Here is a 17,205-nt window from a genome sequence, read left to right as displayed (position 1 = left end):
AATTAATATAAAAACAGTACAGTAAATTTAGCCATTAGGAATTAATAGTTTCCTGAAAGCCTTCATCATAAGGACTATTTTTGTCACTATAAAGTTGCTTTAATTCGTAGGCACTGATATCTGCTGGCTTACCATCTAAGACAACCGTTCCCTGAGATAATCCAATAATTCTATCCGCGTAAATTCTTGCGAGATCGATCTGGTGCAGACTGAGGATTGCGGAAATTCCATCTTCTTGACAAGTCTGGCGCAGAAATGAGAGGACTTTGTGAGCGCTAGTGGGATCGAGACTAGCAACAGGCTCATCGGCCAAAATCAATTGTGGTTTTTGTGCTAAGGCGCGTGCAATACCAACCCGTTGCTGTTGACCTCCGCTAAGAGCATCCACTCGTGTTAAAGCTTTATGCAAAAGTCCAACCCGATCTAAACATTCTAAAGCAATATACTGATCTGCTTTGGGCAAAGGAAAGAAACTTCGGAGTGTTGAATGGTAAGCTAAACGACCCACTAATACATTTCCAAGAGCCGTTTGCCGACTAATAAGTTGATGCTGCTGAAAAATCATTCCTGTGCGCTTACGATGTTCATACAACACCTTACGGTTATGTAGATTTCCCAATCCTTCAACTATCACAGTACCAGTTGTGGGGCGATTAAGATAGTTAAGACAACGCAGTAAAGTTGATTTACCAGAACCAGATGCTCCCAAAATAACAGTAAATTGCCCTTTTATAAAGCTCAGAGAAATAGGTTTAATCCCTATTACTCCGCCTTTATAAGTCATACTTAGATCATCAAGTTGAATCATATTTACTAATCATCTTAGGGATAAAATGCCAATTTTTATGGTAATTTTTTTGTAAAATTTTTGTTTAAGTTTTGAGTTTTGCTGTAGCTATCATTAATCCCACACAACACCAAAGCGAATTTTGGTTGCACGACAGACCACAAAATTTTCATCTTGAAGAAAGCGGTGAAATTCATTTTGGGTATAACACTGCTTATGAGCCGGATCAAAAATCTTAAGTACTAAATCAAATATTCTACAAATTAAATAATCTTTACACCAATCTAAAATAACTACTTTATCATCAGGCTTCAAAACACGTCTCATCTCTTTTAATGCAGCAAGTGGCTCATCAAAGTAATGAAACGAATTAGCAGACACAATCACATCAAAACTATTGCTGTCAAATAGCAACCTTGATGCACTTGCCATCTGAAATGAGACTTGAGGATAAGAACTACATTTGAGTTTAGCGATTGCCAGCATTTCCTCTGAAATATCTATACCGACAATTTGTTGCGATGAATACTCAGCTAGTAGTAAACGTTCAAACTCACCAGTACCACACGCAATATCAAGTACAGTATCTGTTGGTGATATTTCTACCCAAGTTTTAAGGAAAGACAGTGTGTTAACTATATAATTTATCCAGCGTAGATCGTAAACGGCAGCTAATTGGTTGTACTGTTTGCGAACTGTGGTTTCAGTCATGCTGGTTTTTGTAATCAGGGTTTCAAATTGGCTGATCTTTTTAAGAATTGTATTGTAATATACATTGTATTGACTTAACAGAAGTAATTCCTATTAGGTAGGCAATCTCAATTTAATTGAAGCAAAATTCAGCAATCTTGACTTTACGCTTGCTTTGAGATGGTAACAATAATTAATGCCTTCAGAGGAAAGGAATTAAGATGATTTTCCGGCAGAATCGCATAACGCTTCTCCATTTGCCAGTAGTGTGAAAAACACTGAGCGATCGCTAATTTAATTTGGGTACTGAATGCTGTGGAATGTTTAGCCAGCACTGAGTAAAAATACTAGTCTATAATCCCCAATCCCTCTTTCATGTGTTCTGGTATATACAGTTCATAATGGCTATTTACTTATCAAGTTGAGAGAATGTACATCATTTTGGGATTAATAAATGTGAAACCTCTCTGAAGAGAACAGGCTCCAAAAGGATAAAAACCATGCACCAGCAACTTTTTTGTAAAGTTGTAACCAATATTCTTGGTAGAAAGACTGCTTTTTTTACCTCAGTATTAGCGATCGCCATATTTGGCATGGCCTGTACTCCAACTCGTGAAAGTTCATCTGCAACTCAGCCAAACACTTCTCAGTCGCCTGCTAGCACGACCACCGGAGAAGAAGAAGCAACCATTACAATGGCGGTGATTCCCTGGCAGGTTTCAGCAGAACAAGAAAAGAAACTCCAACCTTTGTCTGATTATTTGTCTAAGGCATTAAAACGACCCTTTAAATTTGAAATTACCAAAGATTACGAAACAGCAATTGATTTATTGGTTAAAAAAAAGGTAGACATTGCCTACCTTGCACCCACCAGTTACATCGAAGCTCATCGCCGCGATCCCAAGGTTGAGCCATTGGTTGCTCAGATTAATAAAGAAACAAAGCGACCTTGGTACACAGCTGTAATTATTGCCAACAAGGCAAGTGGCATCAAAACCCTCAAGGATTTAAAGGGTAAGCGATTTGCTTTTGTCACCAAGTTATCGACATCTGGATATGTCGTACCAACAGTTCATTTTCAGGAAATAGGTATTAATCCTGAACGAGACTTTAGCTCGGTAATCTTCGCTGGCAGCCATGATAAAGCAAAACAAGCTTTAGTCAAGGGGGAAGTAGATGCGATCGCAGACGATCGTCGCTCTTATACCGATCAAGTCAATGAAGGGAAGATTGACCCCAAGAAATACACAATTATCTGGGAATCTGTCCCGCTTCCTAGCGTACCTCTTGTTGCATCTAGTAAAGTCTCCGTCGAGTTGAAAGATAACTTGAAAAAGGCATTGATTGACGCTCCAGCAGGTCTTGTAGACCCTACAGGCGGTATTGGAGTTGGCTACACTTTGGTGCAAGACGGAGATTACGACATCGTTAGAGAGTTGCAAAAACGAGTTTCCAGCAAATGAGGCTAACCAAGATATGCGGATAACGACCAAATGTATTGGATCGTCTGCGATCGTTCTGGGACTGGTTGCCTCTACCCAAATTGGAGGCGACCTCTTCATCAGGCAAGCAGAACAAAAATCACAGGATAACCAGGCAAAAACTACTCAGGCTTTGACGACTATTCTGCAAATAAACGTCTCTTTGAATAACGAAGTAGCCGCGCTGAAAGACATGATCTTGCTCAGACGCGATGCTTCCAATCTGGTGAAATACCAGGAAGCTCTATCTGGATTCACTAAAAATCTGGCTGAGTTAAAAAATTTAAAGCCAGAGCTAAATTCAGAGTTAGTCAAGATTAGCGATCGCCATAGCTTGCTTGCCAATCTAATAATCGAATTAACTAATCAATCTAACACAGATAAGCCCTTAGAATTAGCTGAATCCCAACAGGATTTTCGAGTAATTAACGCTTTTTCTCGGGATATTGAACTCTACTTAAAATTATTAACTCAAAAGCTTCAGCAACAGGATAGTTTAGCCAAGCAAGAATTTAATAACTTTAAACAGAATACTCAACTTGCCAGACAAATTCTGCTTTTGTCCATCCTTCTAGTTTTTCTCGGTCAGTTATTGCTGATCCTCCTACCAGTAATTCGCTCAATTCAAAAGTTACAACAAGGAGTGGCAAAAATTGGAGATGGAAATCTAGAATATCGCCTAAATATTCAAACCGAAGACGAAATTCAAGAACTCGCAGAATCTTTTAACCGAATGGCAGGAACTCTAGCTGAGTCCTATCGCTCCCTAGAGTTAAAAAAAGAACTTGCGGATACAGCAAATCGTGCCAAAAGTGAGTTCTTAGCTAACATGAGCCACGAATTGCGAACTCCTCTTAACGGTATCCTGGGTTATGCTCAAATTCTCCAACGAGATAAAAGTTTAACTGATAAACAGCAAGACGGCTTAAGAATTATTCACCAATGCGGTTCACATCTACTAACACTAATTAACGACATTCTAGATTTATCCAAAATAGAAGCCCAGAGAATGGAACTTTACAAAAGTGACTTCCATTTTCCGGCTTTTCTCCAGAGTGTAGTAGAAATTTGTCGGATTCGTGCTGACCAAAAAGGCATTTCATTTATTTACCAACCAACTTCAGAACTACCTGTTGGCATTTGGGCAGATGAAAAACGATTGCGACAAGTCTTAATTAATCTACTAGGTAATGCCATTAAATTTACCGAGAAAGGAGGAGTGAGATTTACTATTAGCTTTGTAGACCAATTCTTAATAGATGAAAGTAACCAAAAACAAATTCATAGAATTCGATTTCAAATCATCGATACGGGAATTGGCATGAGTCAAGAACAGGTAGAGAAAATATTCTTACCATTTGAGCAAGTTGGAGAAGTTAAAAAGCAATCAGAAGGTACTGGGTTAGGTTTAGCTATTAGTCAGCGAATTGTGCAATTAATGGATAGTACAATCCAAGTAAAAAGTGAAATAGGTCAGGGCAGCACTTTTTGGATTGACTTGGATTTACAAGAATCAGTGGATTGGATGCAATCAGGTAGAGTGGTGCCTGCGGGCAAAATTATCGGAATCGCCACTGGAAAGAGGAGAATCTTAATTGTAGATGATAAGTGGGAAAACCGTTCTGTTGTTATAAATCTATTAGAGGAGATTGGATTTGAAATTATAGAGGCAAGTGACGGTCAGGAAGGTTTAGATAAAGCTGTGCAATTTCTGCCGGACTTAATCATTACAGACCTGACAATGCCCGTCATGGATGGCTTTGAATTAACACGTCGCCTCCGCCAGCAAGATGAGTTTCAGGAGTTGACCATCATAGTTTCATCTGCTAGCGTGTTTGAATCTGACCAACACAAAAGTTTAGGAGTTGGTGCAGACGATTTTCTACCTAAACCTGTACATGCTGATGATTTAATTCAGAAGTTAGAAAAATATTTAGAGATTGAATGGGTTTATGAAACTGTACCAGAAAAATCTGGAAATGGGACACTAAGAACTATCCATAAACAAAATAGTTCTGTCGTAACTCCTGAAAGCATAATTGTTGGGATTACTGGCAATAAACGGAAAATTTTAATCGTAGATGATAATGGGGAAAACCGTTCTATTATTGTCAATTTATTAAGTGATATTGGTTTTCAAATAACGGAGGCAACTAATGGTCAAGACGGCTTAGATAAAGCAGTCGAGTTAAAACCTGATTTAATTATCACTGACTTGTCAATGCCAGTCATGAATGGCTTAGAAATGATTCGTAACTTGCGTGTGTTGCAATTTGATAATTTACCAATAATTGTTTCATCTGCCAGTGTATTTGAATCTGACCAGCATGAGAGTTTAGAGGTTGGTGGCAACGATTTTCTGCCTAAACCAGTGCAAGCCAATGAATTGTTCCAGAAGTTGCAGAAGCACTTAAAATTTGAGTGGATTTATGATTTGCCCCAGAGTCAAGAAGAAGTCAACGAAACCCAAAATCTAAAAGTTACCTCTGCTAATTCCTCGCTACCAGACACTTGCTTAATTTCTCCACCACCTGAAGAAATCGAGAAGCTATTTGAGTTGGCGATGAGAGGTAATATCAAAGGCATTCGAGAGCAAGCCCAAAAGTTGAAACTTTTGGATGAGAAGTTTATACTATTTGCCGAACAATTAGAGCAACTTGCTAAAAGCTTTCAAATTGAAAAATTAGGGAATTTATCCAACCATATCGAGGAGAAAAACAATGAATATACCTGTTCTGGAGACAGGGGTAATTTTGATTGTGGATGATAATCCCAATAATTTGGAAGTACTATCTGAAACATTAATGGATACAGGTTGGGAGATATTGATTGCTGTGAATGGTGAAGGAGCGATCGCTCAAGCTGAATACGCTTGTCCTGATATTATACTTTTAGATGTAATGATGCCTGGAATTGACGGATTTACAGCCTGCCAGCGTTTAAAGTTAAATCCTGTAACCTGTGATATCCCCATAATTTTTATGACAGCTCTCTCTGAAACTGTCGATAAAGTAAAGGGTTTGAGCTTGGGAGCAGTAGATTACATTACTAAACCGTTTGAGCATGAAGAAGTAGTGGCTCGTATCAAGACACATCTACAAATTCGTAATCTAACTAAGCAACTCCAAAGTCATAATCAGCAACTTAAACAAGAAATAGCCGACCGTCTTGCAGTCGAAACCAAGTTACAAAAGCTGACTCAGGAGTTAGAGCAAAGGGTAGAAGAACGTACTTTTCAACTATCTCAAGCACTTGATAATTTTCAGCAAGCTCAGGTTCGTCTGGTACAACAAGAAAAGATGTCTACCCTTGGTGAGTTGGTTGCTGGAATTGCTCATGAAATTAACAATCCAGTCAACTTCATTTTAGGAAATCTTAATCACGCCTCTGAATACACCCAAAATTTTATTGATTTGTTTAAACTTTATCAACAATATTATCCCAATCCTGAACGAGAAATTCAGCAAAAAATAGATGAAATTGATATTGATTTTTTAATGCAAGATTCTCCGCAAATTATGTCGTCTATGTACAAAGGAACAAAGCGCCTAGCACAGATGATTCATTCTCTTAGGCATTTTTCACGTCGAGATGATTCAGTAGTACAACCTATAGATATTCATGAAGGTATTGATAGCACGCTATTGATTTTACAATATCGCTTAAAAGCAAACTCAGAACGTTCCGAAATTCAGATTATTAAAGATTATGGAACTTTGCCACCTATAGAATGTTTTCCTGGGCCACTGAATCAAGTTTTCATGAATCTCTTTGCTAATGCAATAGATGCTATAGAGGAGTCATTTGTGACTAGGAGCAATTCTATTGCAAATTTTCCCGAAATTGCAGCAAGTAATATTCATTTGTTATCGGTAGAAAACAAAGGACAAATCACGATTCGTACTGCTCTACATCAACAAAGCTCAGTTGTAGTAATTAAAATTGCCGATAATGGCATCGGTATGACAGAAGAAGTCAAACAACGGTTATCTGAACCGATGTTTACTACCAAACCTGTAGGAAAGGGCACAGGGTTGGGTTTATCTATAAGTCGGCAAATTATTGAGGAGAAACATGGTGGGACTCTCTCTTTTGTCTCTGAGCCGAGGCAAGGCACAGAATTTTGTATTGAAATTCCTTTACTAAGTCAAAAAGCATAAATAACTACGCAGTTACAAAACAGTATAATCAACGTCGAAATACGGCGCGATCGCGAATCTCTACTTGGAGGGTTTCTACGATCGCTAAAAGGTCAGTTCCTCTCAAGTAAAAAGAACTAACTCTTATCCAGCATCCAGGGATTATTAACTATGGCGGGTGTCTATGAGCCTCACTAAAATTCTAGTCGCACACCAACGTCAGGTAGCATATCGAGAAGAGAACTCGTATCGGTACATAGTATAAACATTCTATTCAGGCATTTTCTACCACGGTTCCTTGGTGATACACAATCTTCCAACCCTGCGGTGTCTGTCGCCAAATAGTTGAGCGTCGGGTAATGCGAGTACCCTGAATCAGAGTATAGGTTACAAGGTAGTTTTCGGCGGCAATCTCAAGGCAATGGAAGTCACGAGTCTGCCATGTGTCCTCCTCTGGGCTGGCATAACGCTTCTCCATCTCATCCAACACATACTGCCGACTGTAACACCGACCCGACGCACCCACTTCCCAAAATGTACTTTCCGTCATCTGCTCAAAGTCAGCACGTGTCCTCCCCAACTCTGGACGATGAAAAATCGGTTCCCGTTGTATAAGTTCGTTCAAAACATTTAGTATCTTTGGATCTGTGACTAAATTCGGTTCCATATTCTTCGACACAATATCACAGTCAATACCCCCTAATATTAAATGGGGCGGCTCAAAGTCGTTTGAACTTTTTCTGGAGAAATCTCAATGACCATTTCAATGTACCAAGCTTTAATACCCGTGTCCATTCGCACACTGAATAACCTTGCAAATATTCTTGAAAAAGGTGCTGCTTATGCTGAAACTAAAAAAATAGATCCTTCTGTGTTGATTAATAATCGTCTCTCCCCAGATATGTTCCCATTATCAAAACAAGTGCAAATTGCCTCTGACACAGTAAATAGAGGTGCCGCACGGTTAGCAGGAATAGAACCACCTAAATTCGAGGACAATGAAACTACATTTGGTCAACTTATTGATCGCATTCAAAAAACTATCTCTCATTTAAATACTTTTAAACCTGAGCAAATTGACGGTTCAGAAGAGAGAGAAATTACCCTACAGATGCGTGACAACGCTCTCTCTTTTCAAGGAATGCCATTTCTCCTATATTTTGTTTTACCAAACCTTTATTTCCATGTCACAACAGCGTATGACATTCTTAGGCACTGCGGTGTAGAACTTGGTAAAGGAGACTTTCTAGGTCAGCCTTAATCAGAGCAATATCTAACGCAATTTTTCGAGATTTTCCGATCTTGCTTGGGTTAGTAAAAAATAGACTTCTTCACTTCTTGGCATTGTGGGGAAAAGTTTTTTCTTCAACATTTCCCTTTTCTCTTTCTCAGCAATTACACTGGCTTGAATTTGCCGATTAATTAGTAAAATCTAATACTACATTCAATTCGATATTTGTTCGGTTATGAGTATGATTTCCTTTAGACCAATGATATTGATTATAGGCATAAGTATGGGTTTACTGCCTCTGTTGTCCAACTGGCGCGTCCTTGCACAAAATCAATCACAAAACATTGAACTAAAAGTTTATAGTGAAAACGAGCAAAAACAAAGCTGTCCAGACAAAGTGAAAAGTCAAGTGAAAAACCCCATCCTTATCAAGAAGGCAGTTTTTCAACAGATGGCTCTGTTAACCTGAGTGCCTACGCCAGTAACATCTCTGTTCAAGCCAGTAATAGTTTTAGCGTTACATGGGTTGGGACACTCAAGCCGAGATATGCTAAATGCTTTGCTTCTGCTGGAATGACTAAGGTTGATGGAGAAGCCTACTCTGAACATCTTAATTATTTACGGATGCACTTTGTTAAAGGTAAAGTTTACTTCATCTTAGATTTGGCTGGTGGCTCCGATCCGAATAATTATCCTCTAGTCGTGCTAAAAAACAGTTTCAAGAATGGCAATCCTGCCTGGACTTGGGGCGGGAGTGACTAAAGGTCATACTGACACCATCACAGATGTCTATTAGAAGTATTCCAAGAGCAAAAGTCTGTTGCGCCGTCTGCTGTTGTGGAAGTTCCACCCGATGATCAGCTTGATTCAATAGCGATTGCCATTTCTGGAAGCTGGCTTTGAATGGCTCTGTATCGAATGGCACGAAGACTCATGTGAAATATCGATAGGGCAGGGGGTAGGGTTGCAGCTTCGTGTGTTAATAAAAATTGAATTTTAGTGCGCCAGACAAAACTAAGTTGTTCCTAATTCCCTACACCCCAAAACCAGTAATACTAAGGGTTAACGCTTAACAAGTGTGCCATTCGATTTAAAACCTTTCCCCCCGCCCCTTATCCTCTGAGGGAACCCCAACTTCCCCTGAAAAGAGCCAAGTAAAAATACTTAGTCATCGATTGCCTCAATACCAAGTTGCTTCAGTCGCTCAAGGTTATCCTTCATAGTCTTGATCGCTTCTGGAGAGTGCCCCTGCCAATCTATGACCTCGCCCATGACCCGCAGCGACTCCTGTGAGCGGTATGACTTGGTTGGATTACCTGGGAATTTCTTGTCCGTCACATTGGGGTCATCCTCGATCGGCCCGATCGGTTCCACGATGTAGATTCTGCCGCGTCCCTCGCCGAGAGCTAGTTCAGCCCCCCAGGTTGCCGCATCCAAAGTGGCAGCCAGATAAACGTAGATCGCCTTCTTCCTCTGACCGTAGTTAGAGTGATAACCGGGTTCGATTAGGTCTCCTGGCTTCAGGTCTGCCCGTGTCCCATGATAAAGAGTCAACTCCGTGACCGTTCCCGTTACCCGCAACGGCTCGCGGGAGCGGTATGACATCGACAGATGCTTTGGAGACTTCTGCTTTGTGAGTTCGGGGACATTTTCAATCTGACCGAGCGGCTCTACGATGTAGACTTTGCCGTGACCTGAGCCTAGAGCTAGCTCTGCCCCCCAGATAGCCGCATCTAAGTTGGGGGTTAGGTAAACATAGGTTGCCATCCTATCCCGCTCACCCACATCCGGGGGATTGCAGGACTCGATCAGGTCTCCTAGCTTCAGGTCTGCCTTTGTACCGTGGTAAAACTGCTGCGAACTCAGATCGTTGATCGCTGCCATCGGCTTGCTCCTTTTACTGTTCGACTGCATTGAAATCACGGGATAGTTATAACCTTTGCTGCAAAACCTACCAACTTGGTGTTCGTCAAAGACGTGCCGAACGCGAGTGCGTTCCGCAGGAAAGGCGTTGCCTCTCGTTCACGAAGTGTCTCCGATAGGAGAAGAGAAGGTATCGCCCTTACCTCAAAACGAAAAATTACCAGCTATATCCTTCCCACTCTTGTAAGTCATAGCTCTGGGTTTCCTCTTGCCTATAGGGACTACTGATTTCTTGGGTGCTTGTGGCGGACGGCATTTCTCACAATATAGAGGTCGAACTCCAAAAGTTTCTCGTTGTGTGGCTTGTTCGCACTGCTTACACACAAAGTTGAAAACGCGAGTATGAATTTCCCGCTTGTGCGTTCTGACGGTGTACTCTCGGACATCAATAGTTTTGCTGGACATTGATTAGTTTTTTAAGTTGCTATTTATAAATATAGTTTCTTGTTTTTGACTAATAGTATAGCCAGAGCATCATCTTCATGATTAAAACAAGGATAATTGCCCTGGGGAAATATTACCTTTACGTCCGTGATGATAGTAGAGGTGGAAATCATTCTAATTAAGATACTCCTCAATATCACTTTTTTGACGGCGAAGAATAGAGAGCGCTTTATGTTCAAGTTGGCGAATTCGTTCTCGGCTTAAGTTAAGCCGTTCTCCAATTTGAGTTAAGCTCAGTTGATGGTCATTTTCTAGCCCGAAACGTAGAGTTAGTACTTCTCGTTGTATTGGAGCTAAGGATGCTAGTAACTCTTTAATATTCTGGCGCATCAATGAAGAATTTAATTCTTCCAAAGGGGAAATCTTTTCGTCAGCTAAAAGTTCGCTTAATTCTGTTTCTTTTTCATTTCCAACACGCATTTCTAGCGAAACTAACTTTCGGTCTGCTTGAATATATTCTCGAACCTGCTCTGGTTTAACCTTTAATTCTTCAGCAATTTCTACTACAGTTGGTTTTCGACCCAACGACTGGGATAATTCCCGTTGTATTTTCTTGATTTTATTCAGTTTTTCGTTGATATGAATCGGCAAACGAATAGTTCGTGATTGTTCTGCAATCGCACGTGTGATTGATTGAGTAACCCACCAATAGGCATAAGTTGAAAGTTTGTAGCCCTTGTTTGGATCAAACTTTTCAACGCCACGGTATAAACCGAGTGTACCTTCCTGGATCAGATCAAGAAATTCTAAGTTTCGGTTCTGGTACTTTTTAGCGATCGCCACCACCAGCCGTAGGTTAGCAGTCACCATTTTCTGCTTTGCTCGTTCCCCTTGATGAAGAATTGACTCCACTTCAGCTTCGCTTTGCCCAAGTGAGGTAGCTAATTCTCTTGTGGTTGGTTCTCGGTTTAGTTGAAGTGCGAGGCTTGAGCGCTGTTCTTCAATCGCCATCATCTGCTGCACAAGCCTAGCATTTGTAATCTCTTGCTCAGGAGTTAGCAGAGGGTAGCGTCCGATTTCTTTGAGATAGGAGTGAACTAGGTCGGTAGTTGGGCTGGGCATATTTTTCGTTTTAATAAAATCTTTTATTTCAACAATTAGCTAACAAATTAAATCTTAACTATAGACTTAACCCAATATTTATATTTGTCAAATAAATTTATAACTATAATACTTTAAATCTTCAAATAGGTAAATACTAAAAGCTGCTTTATTTTATAAATAAGCTTTAAAATAACGAAGAAATGTAGCTGAGTTAAATCAGAGAGACGCTACGCTAAATTTAGAGTGAAGTCCTCTCTTGAAGAGAGTATGTGTTCAATCCGCTTCACATTTGAACAAGGCTTAAAAACGCTTTGCGTAAATCAGTTGGAAATTACAATTACTTAGTTGAGGAATAATCATGGATATGCAATCTCTACTCACTTTGGCAATCCTAGCTATATTTTGGGCATTTGTTACTCTCGTCATCTTCCAGTTCATTAACGGACTATTTGTATCGGCTGCTAACGTTAGTAATCTGGTTTCAGTTAGCAATGGAAATATAGCCGCTTCTACAATCCCATCAGTATCAGAAGTAATCACACCACAAGCGATGACTTTTGAAAAGTTGCCAGATCCTTGGACACTAGAGGATGAAGTTGTTCATCGTACCAGTAACGAAGCAGTTATTATCTCATTCCCTATATTAAGATTACTGCCTCCAGTTAAAGAAATTTCATCACAACCAAAACGTACTACTCGTTCAAACAAAGCTAACAATCCTGCCAACAAGTCGCCAAAAACTAAAAAGACTGATGTAAATTCTTCAGGCAAGCGCAAGCCAGGTAGACCGCGTAAAACTGCATAAAACTAAAAAGGAAAAAGGGAACGGGTAAAGGGGAAAGGTATAAAAATTTCGTTTCTCTCTTCCTTTTTTACTAATACTTTATTCTTAGCCTCCGTTGATCAGTCGAAGACTAACTTATTTCCTGAAAAATAGTGAACATTAGTACCTGTTTGATAGCTAATAAAACTCACATATTAGCTTCGCTTTTTCAAGAGTGAAAATTAAAATTATATAGTCCAATGGTACAGCAACTTTTCACTCAAGGTTCTTTATTCGATTTGCAAACAGTAATTGATTATGGGCAGTCAGTTATTAATGTTGCCCAAGAGCTTGCAAAAGTTTTAATAGATAATCGCCCTCTCTCTACGAAAACTGTTTCTTCCCAGATGAATCGCTACTTTCTAGGCACTGCCGCGTCTGGTGCGTGGCAGTGGAAAGACGCTTACGAAGCTGTGGAAGTAGCGCAAATATTATATCTGCGTCATCTGGGAATTAAGATTTTATCACTACAACCTCAAGTAGTTGTGCAACAATTAGAAGAATTAACAGCCCTGTGCCCAACGCATACTCGCCGTAGTGAAGAATCAGTACAGCTTCAGCAATTCTCCACCCCTCTGCCGCTTGCTTATCTGGTAGCCAAAGCAGGATTTATACAAGCTGATGATTTGATTTTGGAGCCAAGTGCCGGAACTGGTTTGTTAGCACAAATGGCTAAACTGCACAGTGCAAGTCTGATCCTCAACGAGCTTGCACCCGATAGAAGTAAGATTCTGCGGCGATTATTCCCTGGTACACCATTATTCTCAGTAAACGCGGAACAAATTAACGACTATCTGGTTGGCAAGACTCAGCCCTCAGTTGTGCTGATGAATCCACCTTTCTGTGCATCTCCCAAAATCAACAGTCGCAACCCCGACGCAACTCCTCGCCACATCAACTCGGCATTGCAAAGACTAGCTGACGGTGGACGACTGGTAACAATCACAGCCAACTGGTTTTCTCCGGCTAACCCAAGCTGGCGAGAGACTTTTGTTAAGTGGCAGGATTTTGCGCGAGTTCTACTATCTGTTGGGATTAACGGCAAGGTGTACTCAAAACACGGGACGACGATGGAAACCAGAATTACGGTAATTGATAAAGTCCCGGCTGATAATCCTGGCGACATCCCTTGTATTCCCGAAACCTTGGACTTGCCCGACCTGCTGGCGTTGATTGAGCAGTTGCCACAGCGATCTTCCTGGGAACGCTCAGATATCAAAGCTACTGCGAAGGCAATTGTTGTTCAATTGCCATTCCGTACTACAGTTGCACAACCAGAAACAGTTTCCTCTCTTCCAGACGACGTAGTAGTGTTGGAATATGAGGTTATCGAGTGGACGGCTAGTGAGGGTTTGAAAGATACCTATACGAAACATATCGCCCACAACGAATCCGAATCAAGGACGCTTTACCTCATCCCTCGCTGCTTTGCGAAAGTGCAGCCCTAGCACTTGTGTCACCACCAGCACCAACTTATAAACCTCATCTTCCTAGCAACATTATCACACAAGGCTTGTTGTCAGAGGCACAACTTGAAAGCGTCATCTACGCAGGTCAAACGCACTGTGAATTTCTGTCTGGGTCTTATATTGTGGATGATTCTTGGGATAATGTGACTGTAGCAGCAACTAGCTCAGAAAACGCTGTTAGATTTCGTCGTGGCTGGTTCTTGGGCGATGGTACTGGTGCTGGTAAGGGTAGACAATGTGCAGGAATCATTCTCGACAACTGGTGTCAGGAACGAAGAAAAGCAATCTGGGTATCAAAGAGTTCTGCCCTAATTGAGGATGCCCGTAGAGACTGGTGTGCGCTCGGAGGTAGTGAAAAAGATATCATTGACCTGAGCAACATTAAGCTTGGCGATCCAATTCCCTTCACCCAAGGCATTCTGTTCTGCACGTACTCAACTCTACGTTCTCTTCATAACGGTAAAAGTCGCCTTAAGCAAATCGTTGAGTGGGCTGGCAAGGACTTTGAGGGAGCGATCGCATTTGATGAGTGTCACGTGATGGGTAACGCAATGGCGCAAGAGGGCAAACTGGGCATGGTTGCAGCATCCCAGCAAGGTATTGTTGGGCTGAGGTTGCAAAACGCATTACCGCAGGCACGGGTTGTCTATGTCTCTGCGACTGGTGCAACTAAAGTCTCAAATCTCTCATACGCCAATCGCCTGGGGCTTTGGCAGACTGGAGATTTCCCGTTTACCTCCCGTGAGGATTTTGTAGAATCCATTGAGGGCGGTGGTATTGCAGCGATGGAGGTTGTTGCTAGGGATTTGAAAGCATTGGGTCTGTATTTGGCGCGATCGCTTTCCTTCGATGGTGTGGAGTATGAGATGTTAGAAATCGAACTTACTCCTACTCAGGAAAGGATTTACGATAATTACGCCGATGCCTTTCAAATTATTCATAATAACCTCCACAAAGCATTAGAAGCCTGTAACATCACTGGTGCTAAAACATATAACCGAGCAGCTAAAATGTCTGCGATGTCTCAATTTGAATCGCACAAGCAAAGGTTCTTTAACCATTTGCTCACGGGTTTGAAGTGTCCCATGCTAATCAAAGCGATTGAGCAAGATTTAACTGCGGGTAATGCCGTTGTGATTCAAATCGTATCGACTAACGAGGAGTTACTTAAACGCCGACTAAATGAAGTTCCGGCTTCCGAATGGAAGGATTTAAACCTGGATTTAACACCAAGGGAGTATGTTCTTGACTACTTAGTAAGTGCCTTTCCCGTACATCTGCATGAGATTCACTCTGGCGTTGATGGAGACGAACGCTCCGAACCAGCCTTTGATGCCGATGGTTCACCGATTGTTTCATCTGAAGCTGTGGCTTTGAGAGATGCCTTAGTAGACAAACTCGCCAGCCTTGATCCAATTCCTGGTGCATTAGAACAACTGCTGTGGCATTTCGGTAACAAGCAAGTAGCTGAAGTGACTGGACGCAGCAAACGGGTATTAAAGGATGATTCTGGTCGCTTGTTTGTGGATTCGCGGGTTCTGGGGCTAACATTGCGGAAACTAACGCATTCATGGCGGGAGATAAGCAAATACTCATCTTCTCTGATGCTGGTGGTACAGGCAGAAGTTATCACGCGGATTTGAACGCTGTAAATCGTAGAAGGCGATCGCACTACCTGCTCGAAGCTGGTTGGAGAGCGGATAATGCCATTCAAGGGCTTGGGCGCTCTCACCGCACCAATCAAGCATCAGCACCCGTGTTCAGACCAGTCACGACGAATGTGCGCGGTGAACGCCGATTCATCAGCACTATTGCTCGACGGCTGGATAGCTTAGGCGCACTCACCCGTGGTCAGAGACAAACTGGCGGTAACGGTATGTTTGATGCCAAAGACAATCTAGAATCGAACTATGCTGAATATGCTTTATACGAGTTGTTTAAGCAGATTTTTCAAGGTCGATTTTATGAAGTTCCTCTGGGGAAGTTTGAACAGATGACCGGACTCTCGCTCACTTCCACTGAAGGTGGAATGAAGATAGACCTCCCACCCTTGCGACAGTTCCTCAATCGCCTGCTGGCTTTGACAATCGGGATGCAAAATACGATTTTCGAGCGTTTCGAGTTGCTACTAAGTCAACAAATCGAGACTGCGATCGCAAATGGTGTGTTTGAAGTTGGAGTAGAAACACTTCGGGCTGATAGATTTAGTATCGAAAGCTGTGAATCAGTTTATACTCATCCTCAAACTGGTAGCGTGACCAATTACTTAAAGATTGAGCGTGTCCAAAAGAACAACATCAAAACGGCTGATGAAATGCTTGAGTTTGTTGTTAAGTATCAAGGGCAACTCATGAGCAATGAGAAATCCGGTAATGCGGCTGTGAGCATTCCTACGCACAGCTTCTTTGATGACCAAGGCGGGGTGATTCCAAGACTTCTACTCGTTCGTCCACAGAAAGAAACGCGTGTCCCTGTCGATAAGTTGGAATCGTCCACTTGGAAGCAGGTTTCGGCTGATGCGTTTGTTGCAGCTTGGTCGAAGGAAGTTGACCAATTGCCCAAATTCACCACTGATTATATTTACCTTGTGACTGGGATATTGCTGCCAATATGGAAAATGCTACCCCAGAAGAACAATCGAGTATATCGGTTGCAGACCAGCGATGGCGAGAAAATTCTGGGTCGGGTGGTCAGTGCAGTAGATATTAAGTCTGTGGCTGAACAACTCGGACTGAAGGATAAGCTGTTAAGCCCACAGGAGTTAGTCTCTTTAGTGCTAAACGAAGGCAAGTCAGAGCAGTTACCGGGTGGCGTTACTTTACGGCGTTCTTATATTGCCACAGAACCTCGCATAGAACTGGTTAATGCTATCTCACTGGCAGAGCGACTCTTAGCTGTTGGTTGCTTCACCGAGATCATCAACTGGCAAAAGCGGATATTCATTCCAGTTTCAGACAAAGCACCAGCTATTCTCGCGGCTGTGATTGAAATCTTGGGATGATTCAAAAGCTGATGTATCTAATAAATACATCAGCTTAGTTTTCGCTCAAACAAGAGTGTGATGGTCTCACATTTTGCACCAAAAAACGGGCAGATATAGCAGCTACGTCAAACTTTTCGGTCTACTAAAATTTGTACAACTTATTTTTATATGATGGCTTAATCAATTAAATA

15 protein-coding genes and 1 pseudogene are annotated in these 17,205 nt (G+C 41.5%); 9 read left to right on the top strand and 7 right to left on the bottom strand.

Annotated elements, in window-relative coordinates:
- Nucleotides 1-34: 34 nt before the first annotated feature.
- The 3 genes and pseudogenes from phnC to GTQ43_RS31125 form a co-directional block, all read right to left on the bottom strand.
- Nucleotides 35-808 carry a phosphonate ABC transporter ATP-binding protein gene (gene phnC / locus GTQ43_RS31135; RefSeq protein ID WP_265276614.1) on the bottom strand — a complete coding sequence of 258 codons (774 nt, stop codon included), beginning with the start codon at nt 806-808 and terminating at the stop codon, nt 35-37.
- A gap of 64 nt (nt 809-872) precedes the next feature.
- Nucleotides 873-1,498 (bottom strand): annotated as a pseudogene (locus tag GTQ43_RS31130) (class I SAM-dependent methyltransferase).
- A gap of 143 nt (nt 1,499-1,641) precedes the next feature.
- The gene (locus GTQ43_RS31125) at nt 1,642-1,812 is read right to left on the bottom strand and encodes a hypothetical protein (RefSeq protein ID WP_265276613.1); all 171 of its coding nucleotides are present in this window, start codon (nt 1,810-1,812) and stop codon (nt 1,642-1,644) included.
- Between the two features lie 165 nt (nt 1,813-1,977).
- Here GTQ43_RS31125 and GTQ43_RS31120 point away from each other — a divergent pair, with 165 nt between their 5' ends.
- The 3 genes from GTQ43_RS31120 to GTQ43_RS31110 are packed head-to-tail and all read left to right on the top strand — an operon-like array spanning nt 1,978 to nt 7,118.
- A complete protein-coding gene (locus GTQ43_RS31120) occupies nt 1,978-2,940 on the top strand; it encodes a phosphate/phosphite/phosphonate ABC transporter substrate-binding protein (protein WP_265276612.1) in 963 nt (320 codons plus the stop codon).
- A gap of 13 nt (nt 2,941-2,953) precedes the next feature.
- Nucleotides 2,954-5,725 (top strand): response regulator, encoded by a 2,772-nt coding sequence (locus GTQ43_RS31115; RefSeq protein WP_265276611.1) that lies wholly within the window; start codon nt 2,954-2,956, stop codon nt 5,723-5,725.
- Entirely contained in the window at nt 5,679-7,118 is a 1,440-nt protein-coding gene (locus GTQ43_RS31110) for a response regulator (RefSeq protein ID WP_265276610.1), read from the top strand. The genes GTQ43_RS31115 and GTQ43_RS31110 overlap by 47 nt, the downstream gene beginning before the upstream one ends.
- Nucleotides 7,119-7,371: 253 nt before the next feature.
- On the opposite strand, the gene GTQ43_RS31105 is transcribed toward GTQ43_RS31110, so the two are convergent.
- Entirely contained in the window at nt 7,372-7,764 is a 393-nt protein-coding gene (locus tag GTQ43_RS31105) for a hypothetical protein (protein ID WP_265276609.1), read from the bottom strand.
- 87 nt (nt 7,765-7,851) lie between these two features.
- Here GTQ43_RS31105 and GTQ43_RS31100 point away from each other — a divergent pair, with 87 nt between their 5' ends.
- Together GTQ43_RS31100 and GTQ43_RS31095 are read left to right on the top strand one after the other, a co-directional pair.
- A complete protein-coding gene (locus GTQ43_RS31100; RefSeq protein WP_265276608.1) occupies nt 7,852-8,358 on the top strand; it encodes a DUF1993 family protein in 507 nt (168 codons plus the stop codon).
- A 543-nt stretch (nt 8,359-8,901) separates the two neighbouring features.
- Nucleotides 8,902-9,090: a hypothetical protein gene (locus GTQ43_RS31095; RefSeq protein WP_265276607.1), complete on the top strand. Its 189-nt coding sequence runs from the start codon at nt 8,902-8,904 to the stop codon at nt 9,088-9,090.
- Nucleotides 9,091-9,492: 402 nt separating this feature from the next.
- Here GTQ43_RS31095 and arr read toward each other — a convergent pair whose 3' ends face one another.
- The 3 genes from arr to GTQ43_RS31080 all read right to left on the bottom strand — a co-directional run bounded on the left by arr (nt 9,493) and on the right by GTQ43_RS31080 (nt 11,757).
- Nucleotides 9,493-10,212, bottom strand: coding sequence for an NAD(+)--rifampin ADP-ribosyltransferase (gene arr, locus GTQ43_RS41870; protein WP_265276606.1), 720 nt, complete (start codon nt 10,210-10,212; stop codon nt 9,493-9,495).
- A gap of 183 nt (nt 10,213-10,395) precedes the next feature.
- Nucleotides 10,396-10,656: a hypothetical protein gene (locus tag GTQ43_RS31085; protein WP_265276605.1), complete on the bottom strand. Its 261-nt coding sequence runs from the start codon at nt 10,654-10,656 to the stop codon at nt 10,396-10,398.
- A gap of 153 nt (nt 10,657-10,809) precedes the next feature.
- Entirely contained in the window at nt 10,810-11,757 is a 948-nt protein-coding gene (locus GTQ43_RS31080) for an RpoD/SigA family RNA polymerase sigma factor (RefSeq protein WP_265276604.1), read from the bottom strand.
- A gap of 340 nt (nt 11,758-12,097) precedes the next feature.
- Here GTQ43_RS31080 and GTQ43_RS31075 point away from each other — a divergent pair, with 340 nt between their 5' ends.
- The 4 genes from GTQ43_RS31075 (at nt 12,098) to GTQ43_RS31060 (ending at nt 17,032) form a co-directional block, all read left to right on the top strand.
- Nucleotides 12,098-12,544: a hypothetical protein gene (locus GTQ43_RS31075; RefSeq protein ID WP_265276603.1), complete on the top strand. Its 447-nt coding sequence runs from the start codon at nt 12,098-12,100 to the stop codon at nt 12,542-12,544.
- A 218-nt stretch (nt 12,545-12,762) separates the two neighbouring features.
- Nucleotides 12,763-14,010, top strand: a complete 1,248-nt coding sequence (locus tag GTQ43_RS31070; protein ID WP_265276602.1) for a class I SAM-dependent methyltransferase — start codon at nt 12,763-12,765, stop codon at nt 14,008-14,010.
- Between the two features lie 5 nt (nt 14,011-14,015).
- A complete protein-coding gene (locus GTQ43_RS31065; RefSeq protein ID WP_265276601.1) occupies nt 14,016-15,674 on the top strand; it encodes a strawberry notch family protein in 1,659 nt (552 codons plus the stop codon).
- On the top strand, nt 15,602-17,032 hold the full coding sequence (locus tag GTQ43_RS31060; protein ID WP_265276600.1) for a strawberry notch C-terminal domain-containing protein: 1,431 nt from the start codon (nt 15,602-15,604) through the stop codon (nt 17,030-17,032). The genes GTQ43_RS31065 and GTQ43_RS31060 overlap by 73 nt, the downstream gene beginning before the upstream one ends.
- Nucleotides 17,033-17,205 lie beyond the last annotated feature (173 nt).

The organism is Nostoc sp. KVJ3, from assembly GCF_026127265.1.
GTDB lineage: Bacteria > Cyanobacteriota > Cyanobacteriia > Cyanobacteriales > Nostocaceae > Nostoc.
This window is presented reverse-complemented; position numbering and strand designations above follow the sequence as displayed.